Genomic DNA, 21562 nt, shown 5'->3' with positions numbered 1-21562 from the left:
GATTACGCAATGCGTATGATAATTACGCAATACACAATATTCACCCCGGAGACACCCCCATGAAGAAGCACGCCGCCCGCGCCCTCGCGGTCATTTCCTTCGCCGGCATCGCGGCCGTCGCCGGCCTTGGCGCCACCGCCGCCAGCGCGCAGACCTATCCCGCCAAGCCGATCCGCTGGATCGTTCCGTACGCGGCCGGCGGCGGCTCCGACTTTCTCGCGCGCACGGTCGCGCAGACCTTCTCCACGCAGGTCGGCCAGCCGGTGCTGGTCGACAACAAGCCCGGCGGCAACACCGCCCTGGGCGCCGCGGAAACGGCGCGCGCGCCGGCGGACGGCTACACCATCCTCTCGGCCGACAACGGCACGCTGGTGTTCAACCCGGCGCTGTACAAGTCGCTCACGTACAGCCCCACCAAGGACCTGGCCCCGGTCACGCTGATGGGCAAGTTCCCGATGATCCTGGTGGTGGGTGCCAACTCGGGCTTCGCCTCGGCCAAGGACTTCATCGCGCAGGCGCGCGCCAAGCCCGGCGGCATCAACTACGCCTCGGCCGGCGCGGGCAGCCCGCACCACCTGGCGATGGAGCTGCTGAAGGTGGAGGCCAAGCTCTTCATGGTGCACGTGCCTTACCGCGGCGCGGCGCCCGCGCTGGCCGACGTGGTCGGCGGGCAGCTGCCGGCCATGATGGTCGACCTGGCCGCGGGCTCGGGCTTCATCAAGGGCGGCAAGGTGCGCGCGCTGGCCGTGGCCAACGCCACCCGCCTGCCGCAGCTGCCCGACGTGCCCACCTTCGCCGAGCTGGGCTACAAGAACGTCGAAGCCGCCGCGCTGGTCGGCGTGGTGGTGCCTTCGGCCACGCCGCCCGACGTGGTGAAGACGCTGAACCGCCAGATCGTCGCGGCCATCAACGAGCCGTCGGTGCGCACGCGCATGGTCGACTTCGGCGTGGAGCCGGTGGGCAACACGCCCGCGCAGTACGCCGAGCTGCTCAAGAACGAGACCGTGCGCTGGCAAAAGCTCATCCGCGATCTCAAGATCACCCTCGACTGAGAACCCACGCCATGCCAGACACCGCCCCCGTCCAGCCAGCCGCGAGCACGAGCGCCCCGCAGCGTTCGGGCTGCCCCGTCGCGCATGGCGCGCTGTCTTCCGAGCGCACGCCCACCGGCTGCCCGGTGAGCCAGCGCGCCGCCGGCTTCGACCCCTTCGAAGACGGCTACCAGCAGGACCCGCCCGAGTACGTGCGCTGGGCGCGCGAGCAGGAGCCCGTCTTCTACAGCCCGAAGCTGGGCTACTGGGTGCTCACGCGCTATGCGGACATCAAGGCGGTGTTTCGCGACAACATCACCTTCAGCCCGTCGAACGCGCTGGAAAAGATCACGCCCACCGGCGAGGAGGCCAACGCGGTGCTGGCGTCGTACGGCTTCGCGCTGAACCGCACGCTGGTGAACGAGGACGAGCCCGCGCACATGCCGCGCCGCCGCGCGCTCATGGACCCGTTCACGCCCGAGGCGCTGAAGCACCACGAGCCGATGGTGCGCGAGCTGGCGCGCACGTATGTGGACCGCTTCATCGACGACGGCAAGGCCGACCTCGTCGACCAGATGCTGTGGGAAATTCCGCTGACCGTGGCGCTGCACTTTCTCGGCGTGCCCGAGGAAGACATGGACACGCTGCGCAAGTACTCCATTGCCCACACCGTCAACACCTGGGGCCGGCCCAGGCCCGAAGAGCAGGTGGCCGTGGCGCACGCGGTGGGCAACTTCTGGCAGTACGCCGGCAAGGTGCTCGAGAAGATGCGGCAAGACCCCGACGCGCCCGGCTGGATGCAGTACGGCATTCGCAAGCAGGCGCTGCAGCCCGAGGTGGTGACCGACTCGTACCTGCACTCGATGATGATGGCCGGCATCGTCGCCGCGCACGAGACCACCGCCAACGCCACCGCCAACGCGATGAAGCTGCTGCTGCAGCACCCGCAGGTGTGGCAGGAGCTGTGCGAAGACCCGGGCCTGATTCCCAACGCGGTGGAAGAGTGCCTGCGCCACAACGGCTCGGTGGCCGCGTGGCGCCGCCTGGTCACCAAGGACACGCGCATCGACGGCGTCGACCTGCCCGCGGGCTCGCGCCTGCTGATCGTCACGTCGTCGGCCAACCACGACGAAGGCCACTTCGAGGACGCCGACCTGTTCGACATTCGCCGCGACAACGCCAGCGACCACCTCACCTTCGGCTACGGCTCGCACCAGTGCATGGGCAAGAACCTGGCGCGCATGGAAATGCAGATCTTCCTGGAGGAGTTCACGCGCCGCCTGCCGCACATGAAGCTGTCGGCGCAGCGCTTCACCTACGTGCCGAACACCTCGTTTCGCGGGCCGGAGCACCTGCTCGTGGAATGGGACCCGGCGGCGAACCCCGAGCGCACGAACAAGGGCCTGCGCGATGTGCAGGTGCCGGTGCCGGTACGCATCGGCGAGCCTTCGGCCGGCTCGATCGCGCGGCCCGTGGTGGTCGAGCGCGTGACGCCGGTGGCCGACGGCATCGTCAGGCTGCGCCTGGCCTCGCCCGACGGCAAGCCGCTGCCGCGCTGGACGCCCGGCGCGCACATCGACGTGGAATGCGGCACGGCCGACCTGTCTCGCCAGTACTCGCTGTGCGGCGACCCGGACGAGGCCGGCGTGCTCGAGATTGCCGTGCTGCACGAGCCCGAAGGCCGCGGCGGCTCGGCCTGGGTGCATGCGAACGTGAAAGCGGGCGACCGGCTGCGCATTCGCGGCCCGCGCAATCACTTCAGGCTGGACGAGTCGCTGAAGAAGGCCATCTTCATCGCAGGCGGCATCGGCATCACGCCGGTGAGCGCGATGGCGCGGCGCGCCAAGGCGCTGGGCATGGACTACGAGCTGCACTACAGCGGCCGCAGCCGCGCCAGCATGGCCTTCGTCGACGAGCTGGTCGCGCTGCACGGCGAGCGCCTGCACCTGCACGCCGCGAGCGAAGGCCGCCGCAACGACCTGCAGGCGCTGCTCGCGCAGCCCGTGCCCGGTGCGCAGGTGTACGCCTGCGGCCCGCTGCGCATGCTCGAGGCGCTGGAAGACGCGTGCGCCGCATGGCCCGAGGGCGCGTTGCGCGTGGAGCATTTCGAATCGACGCTGGCCACGCTCGACCCGTCGAAGGAGCATGCCTTCGAGGTCGAGCTGAAAGACTCCGGCCTGGTGCTCACCGTGCCGCCCGACCAGACCTTGCTGAGCGCCTTGCGCGCCGCCAATGTCGATGTGCAGAGCGACTGCGAAGAGGGCCTGTGCGGCTCCTGCGAAGTGCGCGTGCTGTCGGGCAAGGTCGACCACCGCGACGTGGTGCTCACGCGCATGGAGCGAGAGGCCAACACCAAGATGATGGCCTGCTGCTCGCGCGCCTGTAGCGCCCAGGGCGAGGGGCAAGGCCAGGGGCGGCTGGTGCTGGAGCTCTGAGCGCCTAGGGCGCCAGCGGCATCCGCAGCGCCACCTGCGTTTCGCCGGGGCGCGACTGCAGCTGCAGCTCGCCCCCCAGGCGCCGCGCCCGCGCGCGCAGATTCCGCAGCCCTGCGCCCGCGTTGCGAGCCGTGTCTTCGACCGCGAAGCCGCGCCCGTCGTCACGCACGCTCAGGCGCAGCTCGGCACCGGCGCGCGCCACGCTCACGTCCACCCGCGCGCTGGCGCTGTGCTTGAGCACGTTGGTCAGCGCCTCCTGCAGGAAACGCATCAGGTCCAGGCTTTGCGAAGGCGGCAGCTCCAGCGTGTCGATGTTCGCCACCTGCCAGCGGCAGTCGATGCCGTTGGCCTCCAGCAGCTGCGCGCTGCGGTGGCGCATCGGCGCCAGCAGCTCGCCCAGCGTGCGGGCGCCGTCGTCGCGGCCGGTGGCGTCGATGATCAGCCGCAGGTCGTCGCGCAGGCGCTTGAGCATGGCCAGCAGCTCGGGCGCGCTCAGGTTTTCGGGCGCGCGCTCCAGCGTGGCGATGCTGCCCACCAGCATGCCGCCCAGGCCGTCGTGCAGGTCGCTCACCAGGTTCACGCGCTCGCCGATGCGCGCGTGCGCGAGTTCCAGCGCGTGCTGCTGCGCCAGCGTGGCCGCCAGCTCGGCTTTGGCGGCGTTCACTTCCTCGATGAGCTCGGTGTTGAAGTTCTCGATGCGCCGCAGGCTCTGCGCGAAGCGCGCGGCCTGCGCCAGCGCCATGCCCAGCAGCAGCACGTACGAGGACATGTTGGTGTAGTAGATGTTGCTGTCGATCACCTGCGTGAACACCAGCAGGTCGTGCGCCCCGGTGATGGCCGACAGCGCCATGAATGGCGTGAGCGCGCGCATCGGGCTGCCCGGGTGGCGCCACGCATGCACGACGGCCACGCTGTTCACCACGATGATGGTCAGCCCGCCCACCAGCGTCCACAGCGCGCGGTGTGCCATCAGGTCGGCCAGCGGCGCGGTCCACAGGTCGACCACGCCCGCGGCCACCACCAGCAGCGCCGCGCCTTCCAGGCGAGGCTTGCGCCGCCCGGCATAGCGCAGCGCGAACACCAGGTACGACAGGCTGAACACCAGCAGCAGCGAGGTGTTCAGCGCCTGCCAGCCGTGGTTCGACGCGAAGGGCCAGGGGCTGGTCGCGATCTGGTTGTAGGCGAACAGCAGCCACAGCACCGACATGGCAGCGAACCAGCCGTAGGCCGTCTCGCGCCGGCGCAGCCACCACCACGCCGCGAAGAAGGCCGACACCGCCGCGCTCACCGCCAGGCCCAGCACCTGCAGGTCGCGGCGCAGCAGCCGCTCGCGTTCGAACGCCGCCTGCATGGCGCGGGGCGCGCCCAGCTCCACCGGCCCCAGCCCGGCCTGGTAGGCCGCGAGGCCCGACACGCGCACCAGCAGCGTGTTGGCGCCGGGGCGCAGCAGCGGCGCCGCCAGCAGCCAGTAGCGCGGCGTGTTCCATGCGCGGGTGAGCGGCTCCACCAGGCTGTCGTCGCGCGAAAGGGGCGTGCCGTTGAGCGACACCTCGCCGGCCATGTTCAGGTAGCGCAGCAGCAGGCCGGCTTCGTGCACCGGCTCAGGCTGCGTCCAGCTCAGCCGGTACCAGACCACGCCGTCGAAGCCGGGCCAGCGCTGGGCCCAGCTGTCGGGCAGGGCGACCGGTGTCCAGCCCTCGGCGGGCGGCGCGGTGTCGTGCCAGCCGGCGGCGCGCACGGCCTCCACGCGCAATGCGGGCGGGGTCGCCTCCTGCGCGAACACAGGCACGGGCGCGGCCGCGAGAAAGAGCGCGACAAAGAACGTGAAAAGGAGCGCGAAAAAGGGAGGCAGCGCGCCGATCAGCGCAGCAAGCCATGCCGCCGCGCCTGGAACACGGCTTCGGTGCGGGAGTTGACGGCCAGCTTGCGGTAGATGTTCTTCGTGTGGCATTCCACGGTCAGTCTGGAGATCGACAGCGACTCCGCCATGTCGCGGTTGCTCAGGCCCTGCGCCACGAGCTCGAGGATCTTGCGTTCGCGCGGCGTGAGCGCGGAGCGCAGCGCGCCGACCGGGGGCGTTTGCGCCGGGGTGGACGCCGTAGCGGTGGTCGGCGGCGCCGCCGCGGCCACCCAGGCCAGGATGCGCCGCGCGATGGTCGGGTCGATGGGCGCGCCGCCTTGCTCGATGCTGCGCAGCGCCAGGCCCAGCTCGAGGTCGTCGCGCTCCTTCAGCAGGTAGCCGATGGCGCCCGCGCGCAGCGCCGCGAAGATGACTTCTTCGGTGCGCCAGGCCGAGATCACCACCGCGGGCACGCCCGGGTGGTGCGCCTGCAGCCAGCCGATGAGCTCCACGCCGCTGCCGTCGGGCAGGCCGATGTCGACCAGCGCCACGCTGTAGCGGTTGTCGGCCAGCAGCCGCTGCGCGCCGGCCACGCTGTCGGTCACGGCGATGTGCGCGGCGTTGCAGCCCAGCGTGGACAGCACGTGGCGCAGGCGGGCCTGCATGGCAGGGTCGTCTTCGACGATGAGCGCGGGGCTCAGCGAGACGGGCTGGACTTCTTCGGTGAAAGCGACGGCGGACATGCGGCGGATTCTGTTGCCAGGCCGGTTGCCCGAGGTGGGTGGGGCCTGGGCGGCCATTGTCCCGGAAATGTTGCCAAGTATTGCCAGCTGTATCTATCGACCCCGCCGCGCGCGCGGATCAAAGGGGCTTGAAAGGCGGCCTGCACATGATGAGGTACTGCGCCCCCGACACCGGCTCGTGGTGCGCGGCCTCGCTGCGAAAGCCCAGCCGCTCGTAGAAGCCCACGCTCGGCGGCGTGAAGGTTTCCAGGAAGCAGGGCGCGCCCGCCGCGTCGGCCTCGGCCAGCGTGGGCGCGAGCAGCCGCGCGCCAATGCCGCGCCCCTGCGCCGCCGGTGCGATGCCCAGGATCGACAGGTACCACGCACCCGCCGGCACCACGGCCGGCGCGCGCGCCGACATGAACGCGACGATGCGGTCGTAGTTCGCCAGGCCGCGCGGGCCCAGCGTGTCGGCCAGAAAAGCGCTCTTGGCGGCGGACTCCGTGGCGTCCACATCGTCCGCACGCGGCAGCAGCCAGGCCGCGGCGCCCAGCGCGGGGTCGTCGGGCACCAGGCAGCGGCCGGTGCGCGCGGCCTCGCCCATCGAGTAGCCGAAGTACGCGGCGAGCACCGCCTTGCGCTGGTGCAGGTCGTGCTCGAAGTCGACGGAAATCGCGAGGTAGAACGGATCGACGATCAGCGCGTCGGCCAGCGCTGGCGTGGAGATATGTGGGGGTGGCATGCGGGTCTGCAGAGACGGGACGGGACGGGACGGGACAGGATGGGACTTTGGGGGGCGGCGGAACCCGTGTGATTCTAGGAAGCGCCTGTGTGGCGAAAGGCGCGCGCTCAGGCCCTGGCGCGCAGCCGCTTGGCCTCTTGCGCCAGGAAGCGGTACAGCCTCGGGTCGTCCGCGTAGCCCACGTTGAAGCGCAGCCACGGCGTGGGCCGCAGGTCGGTGCGAAACAGGTCGCCCGGCGCCAGCAGAAAGCTCTCGGCAATGGCGCGCTGCGCCAGCGCCCGCATGTCGACGTCGTCGCGCTCGAAGCGCGCCCACAGAAAGGGCCCGCCCGCCGGCCGCGTGAACAGCTGCATGCCCGCGGCCTCCAGCCTGTCGCACACCGTGTGCTGCGCCGCCTGCAGCCGCTCGGCGAGCTTCGACACGTGCGCGCGGTAGCGGCCCTCGACCAGCACGCCGTGCAGCAGCCGCTCGGTGAGTTCCGAGGTGGTGAGGCTGTTGACCATCTTCTGCAGGATCATCTTTTCCGCGAACTCCTCGTTGCACGCCACGAAGCCCACGCGCAGCGCGGGCGACACCGTCTTCGAAAAGCTCCCCACATGGATCACGCGCTGCAGCCGGTCCAGGCTCGCCAGCGGCGTGGCGGCGCCGGGCGGCTCCAGCCCGGCCATCACGTCGTTGTCGACGATGTGGAAATCCAGCTGCTCGGCCAGCCGCAGCATCTGGTAGGCAACCGCCGGCGTGCAGTGGCCGCCGGTGGGGTTGTGCAGGTTGGTGGTGGTGAAGAAAGCCTTGGCCCCGTGGCGCTGCGCCAGCGCCTGCAGCGCGGCCACGTCGGGGCCGTGCACGGTGCGCTCCACGCCCACCAGCTTCAGGTCGAGCGAGCGCAGCATCGCGTACAGGTTGGTGGAGCCGGGCTCGTCGACCAGCACCACGTCGCGCGGCTGCAGCAGGCAGCGCGCCACCAGGTTCAGCGCCTGAGAGGCGCCGTGCGTCAGCACGATCTGGTGCGGCGCGGTCTCGATGCCCTGCTGCGCGAGCAGCGTCTGCACCTGCTGGCGCAGCGGCAGGTAGCCGTGGGGCGTGCCGTAGTTCGCCAGCCCGGCGGCCGACTTGCGCGACAGCGCGGCCAGCGCGCGCTTCACACCGTCTATATGCAGCATCTCGGGCGGGATCCAGCCGCAGCCGGCGTTCAGCAGCGTGCGGTCGTCTTCGTACACGTGCTTCAGCAGCCACAGCGAGTCGACCGAGGTGCGGCCCAGGAAGGGCTTGCGCCGCGTGGCGGCCGAGCGCTCGGCCTCGGCCACGTAGTAGCCGCTGGCGCGCCGCGCCTCCACATGGCCCTCGGCCACCAGCCGCTGGTAGGCGTTGGTGATGGTCATGGTGCTCACGCCGCAGTCGGTGGACAGCGCGCGCACCGAAGGCAGCTTGTCGCCGGGCTTCATCGCGCTGGAGGCGATCTGCGCGAGCAGTGCGTCGTAGACCTGGCGCACCAGGGGCGTGGGCAGCGAAGGGTTGACAGTGATCACGGCATGGCATGCACGTTTCGTGTGCACGAAAAAGCCCCAACACGGGGACGAACACAGGGAAGAAGAGCGACTGTTCTACTACAGACCCTCTCAACTGTATATATGCATTTCCCTTGGCAGATGTCTCAATGGAGACCTCGCCGCCGCACGCCTTCCGAGGCTGCCCGGCACGGCGTTCCCCGTTCATCCTTTGTCAGGAAATCACATGCAACCGCAGCCCTTCTCGCCTTCGCCTGTCCGCCCGGCAGGAATCTTGTCGCGCCGCCTTGCCCGATGGGGCGCCGCCGCGCTGCTGGCCGGTGCGTTCATTGCCCCGGCGATGGCGCAGACCACCACGCTGAAGATCATTCCGAGCAGCAACATCACCGTGCTCGACCCGATCTGGACCACCGCCTACGTGACGCGCAACTTCGGCTACATGGTGTACGACACGCTGTTCGCCACCGACCTCGAAGGCCACATCCGCCCGCAGATGGTCGACAAGTGGAAGGTGTCGCCCGACAACAAGACCTGGACCTTCACGCTGCGCGACGGCCTGGAGTTCCATGACGGCAAGCCCGTCACCAGCGAGGACGTGGTCTCGTCCATCAAGCGCTGGGCCAGCCGCGACACCTTCGGCGCGCAGCTGTCGAAGGTGACCGAGCGCTACGACACGCCCGACGCCAAGACCTTCGTCATCGTGCTGAAGGAGCCCTTCGGCCTGGTGCTCGAGGCGCTGGGCAAGCCGTCTTCCAACGTGCCGTTCATCATGCCCAAGCGCATTGCCGACACCTCGGGCGACGTGCAGATCAAGGAGTCGATCGGCTCCGGCCCCTACGTGTTCAAGGCCGACGAATTCCGCCCCGGCGAGCGCGTGGTGTTCACCAGGAACACGCGCTACAAGCCGCGCGCCGAAGCACCCTCGGGCACCGCCGGCGGCAAGAACGTGTACGTGGACCGCGTGGAGTGGCTCATCATTCGCGACGCACAGACGCAGATGAACGCGCTGCTCAACGGCGAGGCCGACATCCTGGAGCAGCCGGCGTTCGAGCAGTACGCCACGCTGCGCACCAACCCCGACATCAAGCTGGTCGATGCGCAACCCGCGGGCAACCAGTTCATCCTGCGCTTCAACTTCCTGCAGCCGCCGTTCAACAACGAGAAGGTGCGCCGCGCGGCCTTGCTGGCGCTGGGGCAGGAAGCCTTCCTGCGCACCCAGGTCGGCACGCCCGGCCTCACGCGCTACTGCAAGAGCATGTTCCCCTGCGGCACGCTGTTCGAGTCGGAGCAAACCGGCGACTACACCGGCGTAGCCAACCCGCAGAAGGCCAAGGCCTTGCTCGAAGAGGCGGGCTACAAGGGCGAGCCGGTGGTGCTGATGCGCCCGACCGACAACCCGACCATCGGCAAGCTGCCGCTGGTGGCCAAGCAGCAGCTGGAGCAGGCCGGCTTCAAGGTCGACATGCAGTCGATGGACTGGTCCACGCTGGTGGCGCGCCGCGCCAAGAAGGACGCCCCCGCGGCCGGCGGCTGGAGCGCGTTCATGACCTCGTGGACCGCCTCGGACATCCTGAACCCCATCACCATGGCCATGATGAACGCCACCGGCGACAAGGGCTGGTTCGGCTGGCAGACCGACGCCAAGCTCGAGGAAATCAAGATGCAGTTCACCCAGGCCAAGACCGACGCCGACAAGAAGAAGCTGGCGCAGGCCGCCCAGCTGCGCGCCTTCGAGACCGCCACGCACGTGCCCGTGGGCCAGTACAACCAGCCCGCCGCGGTGCGCAAGAACGTGAGCGGCCTGGTGCCGGCCGGTGCGCAGGTGTACTGGAACATCAAGAAGCAATAAGAACGAAGAGAAGAGGGCCCGTCCATGCTGACCTTCCTCGGCAAGCGCCTGCTCGCCACCATTCCCGTGCTGCTGGTGGTGGCGGTGGCGATCTTCATGATCGTGCGCCTCACGCCCGGCGACCCGGCGGCCGTCATCGGCGGCAACAGCGCCACCAACGAAGACCTGGACCGCATCCGCGTGCAGCTCGGCCTCACCCGGCCGCTGTGGGAGCAGTTCGCGATCTGGGGCAACGGCGTGCTGCACGGCGACCTGGGCTTCTCGTTCTTTTTGAACAAGCCGGTGCTGGAGCTCATCGGCCAGCGCATGGAGCCCACGCTCTCGCTGGCCGGCGGCACGCTGCTGCTGGCGGTGGCCATTGCGCTGCCGCTTGGCACGCTGGCCGCGTGGCGCATGGGCGGCTGGCTCGACAAGGCCGTCATGGCGTTCTCGGTGGCGGGCTTCTCGGTGCCGGTGTTCGTGGTCGGCTATGTGCTGATCTATCTGCTGGCGATGAAGCTGCAGTGGTTTCCGGTGCAGGGCTACCGGCGCATAGGAGAAGGCGTGGGGCCATGGCTGAACCAGCTGGTGCTGCCATGCCTCACGCTGGCCATCACCTACGTGGCGCTGCTGTCGCGCGTGACGCGCGCCGCGGTGAGCGAGGCGCTGACCGAAGACTTCATTCGCACCGCGCGCGCCAAGGGCATCACCGAGCTGCAGGTGCTCAAGCACCACGCGCTGCGCAATGCGGCGGTGCCGGTGGTCACGGTGATCGGCGTGAGCGCGGCGCTGCTGCTGGGCGGCGTGGTGGTCACCGAGACGGTGTTCGCCATTCCGGGCCTGGGGCAGCTCACGGTGGACGCGGTGCTGAACCGCGACTTTCCGGTGCTGCAGGGCGTGGTGCTGTTCTTCGCCGTGGTGTACGTGGCCGTCAACCTGCTGGTGGACGTGAGCTACCTGTTCATCGATCCACGCATTCGCTACTGACATGAGCACCTTGAAAAGACTCTGGCGCAACAGCGCCGTGCGCGGCGGCATCGTCGTGCTGGTGGTGCTCGCGCTGCTGGGCGTGTTCGCGCCCTGGCTGGGCACCTTCGACCCCTCGGTGATGGACCCGAGCTTCATCTCGGTGGGCGCGGGCACCGCGGGCCAGGTGACGCTGCCCGACGGCGCGCAGTTCGCCCACACCTTCTGGATGGGCAGCGACAGCGTGGGCCGCGACGTGTGGAGCCGCGTGCTTTACGGCACCCGCATCTCGATGACGGTGGGCCTGTTCACCGCCTTCGTCGCCATCGCCTTCGGCTGCCTGCTGGGCATGCTGGCGGGCTACTTCCGCGCGGTCGACGCGGTGCTGATGCGCGTGATGGACGGCGTGATGGCCATTCCCGCCGTGCTGCTGGCCATCACGCTGGTGGCGGTGCTGGGCGCCAGCCTGCCGACGGTGATATTGGCCATTGCCGTGCCCGAGGTGCCGCGCGTGACGCGCCTGGTGCGCGCGCTGGTGATGAGCCTGCGCGACGAGCCCTTCGTGGAGGCCGCGCGCGCGCTGGCCACGGCCGACGCGACCATCCTGTGGCGCGACATCTTGCCCAACGCGCTGGCGCCGCTGATCGTGCAGGGCACCTTCATCGCGGCCTCGGCCGTGCTGACCGAGGCCATCCTGAGCTTTCTCGGGCTGGGCCTGCCGTCGGACGTGCCCACCTGGGGAAACATCATGGCCGAGGGGCGCGTGCAGTTCTCGCAGAGCCCGGGCAACGTGCTGTTCCCCGCGCTGTTCCTGGTGCCCACGGTGCTGGCCATCAACATGCTGGGCGACGGCCTGCGCGACGTGCTCGACCCCAAGTTCTCCAAACGCGTGTGAGGCGCAGATTTTCATGAACGCCACATCCGATTCCACATCCGGTTCCACACCCGGTTCCAACCCGGGCGCCCCCATCCTCGAAGTGCGCGGCCTGCAGGTGGCGTTGCCCTCTGACGCCGACCGCCCGCACGCCATCGAACGGCTCGACCTGCGCATCGAGGCCGGGCGCACGCTGTGCATCGTGGGGGAGTCGGGCTCGGGCAAGTCCGTGCTGGCCACCACGGTGATGGGCCTGCTGGCCAAGGGCCTCACGCTGAAGGCCGGCGACGTGATGCTGTGCGGCGAGAAGCTGGTGGCGCAGGGCCGCTTCACCTCCGACAAGCGGCTGCGCCAGTTGCGCGGCACCGGCATGGGCATGGTGTTCCAGGAGCCGATGACGGCGCTGAACCCGGTGCTCACCTGCGGCGAGCAGGTCGACGAGCTGCTGCGCACGCACACCGCATGGGGCGCGGCCGAGCGCAAGGCGCACACCATCGCCATCTTCGAGCGCGTGCGGCTGCCCGAGCCGGCGCGCATTCATGCGAGCTACCCGCACCAGCTCTCGGGCGGGCAGCGCCAGCGCATCGTGATCGCGATGGCCATCATCCTGAAGCCGCGCCTGCTGATCTGCGACGAGCCGACCACCGCGCTGGACGTGACCACGCAGGCCGAGATACTGAAGCTCATCGCCGAGCTGCAGGCCGAGCAGGGCAGCGCGGTGCTCTTCATCACGCACGACATGGGCGTGGTCGCGGAAATTGCCGACGACGTGATGGTGATGCACCGCGGCGCGCTGGTGGAGCAGGGCCCGTGCGAACAGGTGCTGCGCCAGCCGCGCGAGGCCTACACGCGCATGCTGCTCGACGCCGTGCCCGGCATGACGCCGCCGCCCGCGCGCGCATTGCCCGGCGGCAAGCCGCTGCTGAGCGGCACCGGCGTCGGCAAGGTCTACACGCGGCGCGACTGGCTCGGCCGCGCGAAGCACAACACCGCGCTGCAGGACGCGAGCGTGGCCGTGCACCGCGGCGAAACGGTGGGCGTGGTGGGCGAGTCGGGCTCGGGCAAGTCGACCTTCGCGCGCTGCATGATCCGGCTGATCGCGCCCAGCGCGGGCAGCATCCTGTGGGGCGACGCCGAGGTGCGCGACCTGCCCGAGGGCCGGCTGCGGCCGCTGCGCTCGCGCGTGCAGGTGGTGTTCCAGGACCCGAACCGTTCGCTGAACCCGCGGCGCACCGTGGGCTCGTCGATGGTGGAGGGCGCGATGAACTTCGGGCTGAGCAAGCTGCACGCACGCCAGACCGCCGAAGAGCTGATGGACCGCATCCAGCTGCCGCGCACCGCGCTGGAGCGCTACCCGCACCAGTTCTCCGGCGGCCAGCGCCAGCGCCTGGCCATCGCGCGCGCCATTGCCTGCCAGCCGCAGGTGCTGGTGGCCGACGAGGCCGTGTCGGCGCTCGACGTGTCGGTGCAGGCGCAGATTCTCGATCTGCTGCGCGAGATACAGCGCGACCTGGGGCTGGGCATTCTGTTCATCACGCACGACCTGCGCGTGGCCGCGCAGCTGTGCGACCGCGTCATCGTCATGAGCCAGGGCCGCATCGTGGAGCAGGGCCCCACGGGGCAGGTGTTCAACGCGCCGGCCGACGCGTACACGCGGCGGCTGCTGGCGGCGGCGCCGCGCGCGGAACTCGCGAGCGCGCAGTGAGCCTGCGGGGCGCCTGGCGCGCGGCCATCGACGACCCCGCCTGGCGCGGCGCCTTTGCCGAAGGGCGGCGCGACATCGCGGGCGCGGCGCTGGGCACCATGGCCATGGGGCTGGTGGCCGGCGTGGCCATGGCCAAGAGCGGCGTCGGGCTGGGCGTGATCCTGGCGATGTCGCTGCTGGTGTTCGCCAGCGCCTCGCAGCTGGCCTGCCTGCCGCTCATCGCGGCCGGCGCGCCGCTGTGGGTGATCGTGGCGACCGCGTGCGTGCTGAACCTGCGCTTCGTGGTGTTCAGCGTGAACTGGCGGCGCTATTTCGGCGCGCACCGCCGGCTCGCGCGCGTGCTGCTGTCGTACCTGGCGGGCGACCCGGTGTATGCGCAGTTCGTGCACCGGCATCCGCAGCCTTCGCCTGAAGGGCGCGCCACGGCGCGCCAGCAGGGCTACTTTCTGGGGCTGGCGTTGACCAACTGGGCGGCGTGGCACGTCGCGTCGCTGGCGGGCATCTTCCTGGCCGACGCCATTCCGGCTGCATGGGGCCTGCGCTTCATCGGCGTGCTCGCCTTGCTGGCGCTGGCCTTGCCGATGCTCACCGACCGCGCGGTGCGCTGCTCGGCACTGGCCGCGGGCGCGGTGGCGCTGGCGACAGCATCGCTGCCGATGGGGCTCAACGTGGTCGCGGCCATTGCCACCGCCTTCGTGGCGGGCACCTGGGCCGACCGCCACTGGGGTGCGCGCTGATGCACCTTGGGCACGAGGCCTACGTGTGGCTGGCCGTGGGCGCGCTGGTGGTGGTGACGGTGCTCACGCGCAGCTTCTTCCTGCTGCCCGACAGCGAACCCAGGCTGCCCGGCTGGCTGTGGCGCGGGCTGCGCCACGCCCCGGTGGCGGCGCTGCTCGCCATGGTGGTGCCCGACGTGTTCCTGAGCAACGGGCGCCTGCTGTCCGACTGGCACGATGCGCGGCTTTTTGCAGTGGGCGCCGCATTGGCCTACTACCTGGTCCGGCGAAACGACGTGGCCGGGACGATCCTGGTCGGCACGGGTACGCTGATGCTCCTGCGGCTGGGCTTCGGCTGGCCATGAAACGAACAACGACCGATCCACATTTTTTTGAAGCGAACTGGAGTACATGAGATGACGCTGGCAATGAGCTGGGACGAATGGGCCGCGCACGACGGCATGGCGCTGGCCGAGCGCGTGCGCAAGGGCGACGTGACGGCGGCCGAACTGGCCGCGCAGGCCGCGGCCGGCATCGCCAAGGTCAACCCGCGGCTCGACGCGGTGGTCGAGGTGTTCGACGACGTGGTGGCCGACCCGCTGAAGGACGGCATGGACCCCGAAGGCGTGTTCGCCGGCCTGCCGTACCTCATGAAGGACCTGGGCCCCACGCTGAAGGGCCGGCTGCAGGAGTTCGGCTCGATGATCATGCAGGGCAACCGCCCGGCGGCCGACAGCTTCCTCACGGAAAAGCTGCGCAAGGCCGGCCTGAACATCGTGGGCCGCAGCACCACGCCGGAGTTCGGCGTGTGCAGCTCGGTGGAAAACGCGCTGCACGTCACGCGCAACCCGTGGGACCTCGAATACACCACCTGCGGCTCGTCGGCCGGCACGGCGGCGGCCGTGGCCGCGGGCGTGCTGCCGCTGTCGCACGCCACCGACGGCGGCGGCTCCATCCGCATTCCGGCGGGCGTGAATGGCAACATCGGCCTGAAGGTGTCGCGCGGCGTGTTCTCGCTGGCGCCAGGGCTGTCGGACCTGTCGGGGCTGGTGTCCATCCAGGGCTGCCACAGCCGCACCGTGCGCGACACGGCCGCCTTTGTCGATCACTGCCGCGGCGGCGCGCCGGGCGAGTTCATGCCCTTCTGGTCGCCCGCCGAACCGTACAGCGAACTCATCCGCAAAGACCCGGGCCGCCTGCGCATCGCGCTGTCGCACGAGTGGGGCGACTTTCGCGCCACGCCGCATTTCGTGGCCGAGCTGGAGCGCACGGGCAAGTTCCTCGAAGGGCTGGGGCACCACGTGGAGTGGGTGCTGCCCGAAGTCGACTTTCAGACCGCCTTTGCCGCGCAGACCACCTGCTACATCAGCAACTTCGCGCAGGTCATCGACGGCCACCTGCACCGCCTGGGGCTGGAGCGCCCGCCGGCCGAGCTGCTGGAGCCCATCAACATCAAGATCTGGGAAGCCGGGCTGAACACCTCGTACACCGAGCGCTCGAAGATGCAGGCGGTGTTCAACACGACCTCGCGCGCGTTCGGCAATTTCTTCCAGCGCTGGGACATCATCCTCACGCCCATCACCGCGCTGCCCACGCCCAAGGTGGGCACCAGCGAATACCTGACGACCAGCACCAACCCCTCGGTGTACGACTGGTTCGCCAACCTGTGGCAAAACTTTGCGTACACGCCGCTGTCGAACCTGTGCGGGCTGCCGGGCATCTCGCTGCCGATGGCAGCACAGGAAAACGGCCTGCCGCTGGGCATCCAGGCGCAGGCGGCGCAGGCGAACGACGGGCTGCTGCTGCAGCTGGCCGCGCAGATCGAGCGGGCGTTGGGGGGCAAGTGGAACGCGGGGCAGCGGCCGGGGGTGCACGTCGCGAACGCGTGACCTGCTTGCACTTCACGAACGCGTGACCTGCTTGCATCTCACGAACGCGTGACCTCCTTGCACCTCACGAACGCGTGACCTGCTTGCACGTCACCGACACGTGACCTGCGCGTGCGTCATCACGGGGTGATGACGCGGCGCCTGCAGCCGCTCAGAGCAGGTTGCGCAGCGCGGCCTCGATGGCCGCCGCTGTCGCGAGCGGCTTTTCCATCGGAAACAGGTGCGTGCCGTCCATCATGGCGATGCGGCCCTTGGTGACCAGCTGGGTCATCGTCATGCCCACGCGCTTCATCTCGGCCGACTGGCGCCCGCCGATGAAGGCCGCCTTGCACTTGAGCGGGTGCGCGCGCAGCAAGGCGCCCAGGTTGTGGGGCAGGGTGTTGTAGATGGCGGTTTCCACGTCGCGGTCGAAGCTGAGCTCGCGGCCGTCTTCGCCGCCCTTGTCGCCGTCGAAGGTGCCGTGGTCGATGTAGTCGTGCAGCACCTGCTCGTCCCACTTCGCGAAGGCCTTCTTGCTGCGGAAATGCTCGAACACCGCCTCGCGGTGCTCCCAGCTGTTGCGGCGCTTGCGGCTGATGGCGCCTGGCGAAATGCTCTTCATGAGCGGCGTGCGCTTCACCACGTTGAGCGTGTTGGCGCGCCAGCCGCCGAGGATGGGCGAGTCGACCAGCACCACGCCACGTGCCAGCTCGGGGTGTCGCGCCGCGCACATCAGGCTCAGGAAGCCGCCCAGCGAGTGGCCGACCAAAAACACCGGGCCGCCCGCGCGTTCGGCGCGCAGCTTGGCGAAGTCGGCCAGCTGCTGCACCAGGTGCGGCCAGTTGTCGGTCACCGGGTACTTCGGGTCGTGCCCGAACTTCTCGATGGCGTCGACCTCGAAGCCGCGGGCGCGCAGGCTGTCGAGAACGACGCGGTAGGTGCTGGCGGGAAAGCTGTTGCCGTGCGAGAAAACGACCGGGGGCACGGGGTTCAGATCAGCTTTTCGTCGGGGGTGGAGATCTTGCGCAGGGCGCCGTGGCGCGTTGCGGGCATCTTCAACGGATGCTCGGTATGGCTGTCGTCCCACACCGGGTCTTCGATGCTGTCGAACACCTCGCGCAGCTTCTGGCCCCAGCTGTTGTGCATCATGCGGTAGTAGGGGTTGTCGGCGTCGATGCAGATCACGCGGTCGGTCTCGAGCTTGTTGGCCTCGTACACCACCAGGTCGAGCGGCAGGCCGACCGACAGGTTCGACTTCATGGTCGAGTCCATCGACACCAGCGCGCACTTGGCGGCTTCGTCCAGCGGGGTCTCGGGGGTGAGCACGCGGTCGAGCACGGGCTTGCCGTACTTCGACTCGCCGACCTGGAAGTAGGGCGTTTCGGTGGTCGCTTCGATGAAGTTGCCGGCCGCGTACACCAGGAACAGGCGCATGCCCTCCCCCTTGACCTGCCCGCCGAAGATGAAGGACACGTTGAAGTCCAGCCCCGCATGCTTGAGCGCCTCGGCGTCGCGGTCGTACACATGGCGCACCGCCGAGCCGAGCACGCGGGCGGCGTCGAACATGCTCTTGGCGTTCCAGATGGTGATGGGCTCGCCGGGCGTGCCGTCTTCGCGGGTTTCGCGCAGCTCCTCGATCTGGAGAATTTCGCGCACCGACTGCGAGATGCTGAGGTTGCCCGAAGACAGCAGCACCATCACGCGGTCGCCCGGCTGCTCGTAGACGATCATCTTGCGGAAGGTGCTGATGTGGTCCACGCCCGCATTGGTGCGCGAGTCGGACAGGAACACCAGGCCGGCGTTGAGTTTGATGCCTACGCAGTAAGTCATGAGTTCATCTCGCATGAACAGTGCCCGGTCAGCCGGCGGCCTGTTCGCGTTTGTTCAATTTTTGAAGGGCGTACAAGGCGTCGAGTGCCTCGCGCGGGCTCATGGTGTCGGGGTCGAGCGCAGCCAGGGCGGATTCTACGGCGCTGGACAAGGGCGTTTCGGCCACCGGAGGCGGTGCGAACAGGTCGACCTGCGCACGCGTTTGCGCATGCTGCGATTCGAGCGCCTCCAGCGCCTGGCGCGCATGGTTGACCACCGCGGCCGGCATGCCGGCCAGCCGCGCCACCTGGATCCCGTAGCTCTTGCTGGCCGGGCCGGGCTGCATTTCGTGAAGGAAGACGATGTCGCGGCCTGCTTCCGTCGCGCTCACGTGCATGTTCACCGCGCCATGGTGCGTGGCCGGGAACTCGGTCAGCTCGAAGTAGTGCGTGGCGAACAGCGTGAAGGCCTTGCTGCGGTCGTGCAGCTGGGCCGCGATGCCCGCGGCCAGCGCCAGGCCGTCGAAGGTGCTGGTGCCGCGGCCGATTTCGTCCATCAGCACCAGCGACTGGGCCGTGGCGCTGTGCAGTATCTGCGCGGCCTCGGTCATCTCCAGCATGAAGGTCGACTGCGCGTTGGCCAGGTCGTCCGCCGCGCCGATGCGGGTGTGGATGGCGTCGATGGGCCCGAGCCTGCAGGCCGCGGCCGGCACGTGCGAGCCGATGGAAGCCAGCAGCACCACGATGGCCACCTGGCGCATGTACGTCGATTTACCGCCCATGTTGGGGCCGGTGATGACCTGCATGCGCTGCTGCGGGCCCAGTTGCGTGTCGTTGGCGATGAAGCCGCCCGACGACTTTTCGGCCAGCCGCGCTTCCACCACCGGGTGGCGGCCCTGCGAGATCTCGATGCAAGGGTGCGACACGAAGCTGGGCGCGCGCCAGTGCAGCGTGTGCGAGCGCTCGGCCAGCGCGCACAGCGCGTCGAGCGTGGCGATGCCGCCGGCCAGTTGCGTGAGCGCGCCCACCGAGGGCTGCAGCGCATCGAGCAGCTGCTCGTACAGCCACTTCTCGCGGGCCAGCGCGCGGTCTTGCGCGCTCAGCGCCTTGTCCTCGAAGGCCTTCAGCTCGGGCGTGATGAAGCGCTCGGCGTTCTTCAGCGTCTGGCGGCGGCGGTAGTTGTCGGGCACCTTGGAGAGCGCGCTTTGCGTCACCTCGATGTAGAAGCCGTGCACCCGGTTGAACTGCACCCGCAGGTTGCTGATGCCGGTGCGCTCGCGCTCGCTGATTTCGAGCTTCAGCAAGAAGTCGTCGCAGTTGTCGCTGATGGCGCGCAGCTCGTCGAGCTCGGCGTCGTGGCCGGTGGCAATCACGCCGCCGTCGCGCACCAGCGCGGACGGGTCGGGCTTGATGGCGCTCACCAGCAGGTCAGCGCAGCCCGGCGGCGGCGCCAGGCGCTCGGTGATGCGGGAGAGCAGCTCGGAGGCGGCGGGCAGCAGCGGGGCGAGCTGCTCCGCTTTCGATAGCGCCAGGCGCAGTGCCAGCAGTTCGCGCGGGCGCACCTGGCGCAGCGCGATGCGCGCGGCGATGCGTTCCACGTCGCTGGTGTTCTTCAGTTGCTCGCGCAGCGTGCGCCACGGCGCGGCCGTGCCGCCGAGCACCGTGGACTGCAGCGCGCCGATGGCCTCGAGCCGCGCCTGCGCCTCGGAGCGATCGCGGCGCGGCGATAGCAGCCAGCGCTTCAGCAGCCGGCTGCCCATGCCCGTCATGCAGGTGTCGAGCAGCGAGAACATCGTGGGCGACTCTTCGCCGCGCAGCGTCTGCACCAGCTCGAGGTTGCGCCGCGTGGTGGGCGGCAGCTCGATCAGGTCGCCGTCGCGCTCCACCGACAGGCGCTGCACGTGCGAGAGCGCGCGGCCTTGCGTATGTTCTGCGTAGCCCAGCAGCGCGGCGGCCGCGGCATGCGCGTTGGTGAGCGACTCGGCGTTCCAAGCCGCCAGGCTGTTGCTGCCCATCTGCTCGCTGAGCTTGCGCTCGCCCAGGCCGCCGTCGAACTGCCACGCGGGGCGGATCGACAGCGTGAAGGGGGTGGCGGCGCGCGCGGCCTTCAGGCGCTGCTCGAAGGCGGGCGTGACCTCGGCGCTGTACAGCAGTTCGCTGGGCGCGATGCGGGCGATCCAGGTCTCGAGCGCGTCGGCCGGGCATTCGGCCAGCCGAAGCTCCGCGCCCGTCACGCTGAGCCAGGCCAGCCCGCAGAAGTTGCGCGTGCCCGCGTGCACCGCGAGCAGCAGCGATTCGCTCTTGTCGCTGAGCAGCTCGGAGTCGGTCAGCGTGCCGGGCGTGACCACCCGCATCACCTTGCGCTCGACCGGTCCCTTGCTCGCGCCGACCTCGCCCACCTGCTCGCAGATGGCCACCGATTCACCCAGCTTGATGAGCCGCGCCAGGTAGGTGTCGACCGCATGAAAGGGCACGCCGCACATCACCACGGGCTGCCCGGCCGACTGGCCGCGCTGCGTGAGCGTGATGTCGAGCAGGCGCGCGGCCTTTTCGGCATCGGCCCAGAACAGCTCGTAAAAGTCGCCCATCCGGTAGAACAGCAAGGTGTCCGGGTGGTTGGCCTTGAGGCCTAGGTACTGCGCCATCATGGGCGTGTGCCCGGAAAAGTCGCTGGTCGAGGGGGGGGGTTGGGCAGTCGTCGTTTTCACTCGGGCGATTATCGGGGACGGGCGGACGGCTCAGCCGACTACCAGGTTCACTGGCTGCCGGAGCGCCCGGGCATTTCAGGCAGCACCACTCGCATGCACCCACCCCCCTAAAATCCGCCAGCGCGACCCGCGCATGAAGAACAAGGCGCCCATGGCCCAAATGAACGAACCCCAAGGCCCTGATGCCGGCGCCCTGGCGCTGCCAGACACCGCCACCTTGCCCGCCGAACTGGCCGCGCTCTATCTCTGCATGTCACCGGCCCAGCTCGCGGACCTGCGCAAATCGAAACGGCCCGAAGGCCGCGCGGGCAGCCCGCCGTCGGTCATCCGGCCCGTCGAAGGCGGCGCGGCCGGTCCGAAGGACGCGGTGCTGTATCAACTCGGCACCCTGCGCGAGTTCGCCAGGGCGCATGCCGCGCCGTCGGCGTTCGACACCGCGCTGAACACCGGCCTGGCCGGCTGGCTCTCCGCCAAGCTGCCTTTCTTCGCCGAGCTGGAACCGCGCGTCAAGCGCGGCAAGCGGGTGCTCATCGGCGGCGCCTGGGACCGCGCGGACCCGCTGCGCGAACAGCGCTTCGTCGAACTGGCGAAGGGCCGCATCCGTTTCGCCTCGCTCACCTGCGCCGAGGCGGCTGCCAGCCTGTGGGCCGACGTGGCCAGCCATACCGCTCTTGCTGACAAGGGCCTCGCCCTGCTTCGCCGCGAAACGCAAGCCATCGACGCGGCGCTGGCCGCCACGGCCCGCCTTGCAGCAACCGCCGACGCCGACGCGCCCTGAACTGTCCTGAACGGGCCCACCCCCGGCCATTCCAAC

General features: G+C 69.5%; 17 protein-coding genes. 10 read left to right on the top strand and 7 right to left on the bottom strand.

All coding sequences use genetic code 11. The features are described from left to right. Positions 1 to 59 precede the first annotated feature (59 nt). Together QTI51_RS33225 and QTI51_RS33220 are read left to right on the top strand one after the other, a co-directional pair. Positions 60 to 1052: a Bug family tripartite tricarboxylate transporter substrate binding protein gene (locus tag QTI51_RS33225; protein WP_116912938.1), complete on the top strand. Its 993-nt coding sequence runs from the start codon at positions 60 to 62 to the stop codon at positions 1050 to 1052. Between the two features lie 11 nt (positions 1053 to 1063). Then, entirely contained in the window at positions 1064 to 3466 is a 2403-nt protein-coding gene (locus QTI51_RS33220; RefSeq protein ID WP_116912939.1) for a cytochrome P450/oxidoreductase, read from the top strand. A 4-nt stretch (positions 3467 to 3470) separates the two neighbouring features. Here the strand turns inward: QTI51_RS33220 and QTI51_RS33215 are convergent, their stop codons facing one another. The 4 genes from QTI51_RS33215 to QTI51_RS33200 form a co-directional block, all read right to left on the bottom strand. Beyond that, the gene (locus QTI51_RS33215) at positions 3471 to 5255 is read right to left on the bottom strand and encodes a sensor histidine kinase (RefSeq protein ID WP_286517428.1); all 1785 of its coding nucleotides are present in this window, start codon (positions 5253 to 5255) and stop codon (positions 3471 to 3473) included. A 71-nt stretch (positions 5256 to 5326) separates the two neighbouring features. Beyond that, entirely contained in the window at positions 5327 to 6049 is a 723-nt protein-coding gene (locus QTI51_RS33210; protein WP_116912941.1) for a response regulator transcription factor, read from the bottom strand. Between the two features lie 118 nt (positions 6050 to 6167). Continuing rightward, complete coding sequence (locus QTI51_RS33205) at positions 6168 to 6770, bottom strand: GNAT family N-acetyltransferase (RefSeq protein ID WP_116912942.1); 603 nt, start codon at positions 6768 to 6770, stop codon at positions 6168 to 6170. Positions 6771 to 6877: 107 nt separating this feature from the next. Continuing rightward, a complete protein-coding gene (locus tag QTI51_RS33200; RefSeq protein ID WP_116912943.1) occupies positions 6878 to 8296 on the bottom strand; it encodes an aminotransferase-like domain-containing protein in 1419 nt (472 codons plus the stop codon). Between the two features lie 253 nt (positions 8297 to 8549). Between QTI51_RS33200 and QTI51_RS33195 the strand changes: the two genes are divergently transcribed. From QTI51_RS33195 to QTI51_RS33165, 7 genes are read left to right on the top strand one after another with little or no spacing between them, the layout of a single operon-like run. Continuing rightward, positions 8550 to 10124: an ABC transporter substrate-binding protein gene (locus QTI51_RS33195; RefSeq protein WP_286517427.1), complete on the top strand. Its 1575-nt coding sequence runs from the start codon at positions 8550 to 8552 to the stop codon at positions 10122 to 10124. Positions 10125 to 10148: 24 nt separating this feature from the next. Beyond that, on the top strand, positions 10149 to 11090 hold the full coding sequence (locus QTI51_RS33190; RefSeq protein WP_286517426.1) for an ABC transporter permease: 942 nt from the start codon (positions 10149 to 10151) through the stop codon (positions 11088 to 11090). A gap of 1 nt (position 11091) precedes the next feature. Continuing rightward, complete coding sequence (locus QTI51_RS33185) at positions 11092 to 11964, top strand: ABC transporter permease (RefSeq protein WP_116912946.1); 873 nt, start codon at positions 11092 to 11094, stop codon at positions 11962 to 11964. Positions 11965 to 11977: 13 nt separating this feature from the next. Further along, positions 11978 to 13648 carry a dipeptide ABC transporter ATP-binding protein gene (locus QTI51_RS33180; RefSeq protein ID WP_116912947.1) on the top strand — a complete coding sequence of 557 codons (1671 nt, stop codon included), beginning with the start codon at positions 11978 to 11980 and terminating at the stop codon, positions 13646 to 13648. Then, complete coding sequence (locus tag QTI51_RS33175) at positions 13645 to 14385, top strand: AzlC family ABC transporter permease (RefSeq protein WP_286517425.1); 741 nt, start codon at positions 13645 to 13647, stop codon at positions 14383 to 14385. Before QTI51_RS33180 ends, QTI51_RS33175 begins: the two co-directional genes overlap by 4 nt. Continuing rightward, the gene (locus QTI51_RS33170) at positions 14385 to 14729 is read left to right on the top strand and encodes an AzlD domain-containing protein (protein WP_207786819.1); all 345 of its coding nucleotides are present in this window, start codon (positions 14385 to 14387) and stop codon (positions 14727 to 14729) included. Before QTI51_RS33175 ends, QTI51_RS33170 begins: the two co-directional genes overlap by 1 nt. Positions 14730 to 14780: 51 nt before the next feature. Beyond that, positions 14781 to 16253 carry an amidase gene (locus QTI51_RS33165; protein WP_116912948.1) on the top strand — a complete coding sequence of 491 codons (1473 nt, stop codon included), beginning with the start codon at positions 14781 to 14783 and terminating at the stop codon, positions 16251 to 16253. A 151-nt stretch (positions 16254 to 16404) separates the two neighbouring features. On the opposite strand, the gene QTI51_RS33160 is transcribed toward QTI51_RS33165, so the two are convergent. Genes QTI51_RS33160 through mutS form a run of 3 tightly spaced genes read right to left on the bottom strand, consistent with a single transcriptional unit; the run spans position 16405 to position 20688 of the window. Then, complete coding sequence (locus QTI51_RS33160; protein WP_116912949.1) at positions 16405 to 17217, bottom strand: alpha/beta fold hydrolase; 813 nt, start codon at positions 17215 to 17217, stop codon at positions 16405 to 16407. Positions 17218 to 17222: 5 nt separating this feature from the next. Further along, positions 17223 to 18062 carry a proteasome-type protease gene (locus QTI51_RS33155; RefSeq protein WP_116912950.1) on the bottom strand — a complete coding sequence of 280 codons (840 nt, stop codon included), beginning with the start codon at positions 18060 to 18062 and terminating at the stop codon, positions 17223 to 17225. Between the two features lie 28 nt (positions 18063 to 18090). After that, positions 18091 to 20688, bottom strand: a complete 2598-nt coding sequence (gene mutS / locus QTI51_RS33150) for a DNA mismatch repair protein MutS (RefSeq protein ID WP_286517432.1) — start codon at positions 20686 to 20688, stop codon at positions 18091 to 18093. A 220-nt stretch (positions 20689 to 20908) separates the two neighbouring features. On the opposite strand from mutS, the gene QTI51_RS33145 reads away from it, so the two are divergent. Then, entirely contained in the window at positions 20909 to 21526 is a 618-nt protein-coding gene (locus QTI51_RS33145) for a hypothetical protein (RefSeq protein WP_286517424.1), read from the top strand. The last annotated feature ends 36 nt before the right edge of the window (positions 21527 to 21562 follow it).

This window comes from Variovorax sp. J22G73 (genome assembly GCF_030317035.1).
In the GTDB taxonomy this organism is placed as follows: domain Bacteria; phylum Pseudomonadota; class Gammaproteobacteria; order Burkholderiales; family Burkholderiaceae_C; genus Variovorax.
Note: the sequence above shows the minus strand (reverse complement) of the source record. Positions and strands in the feature narration are given on the sequence as shown.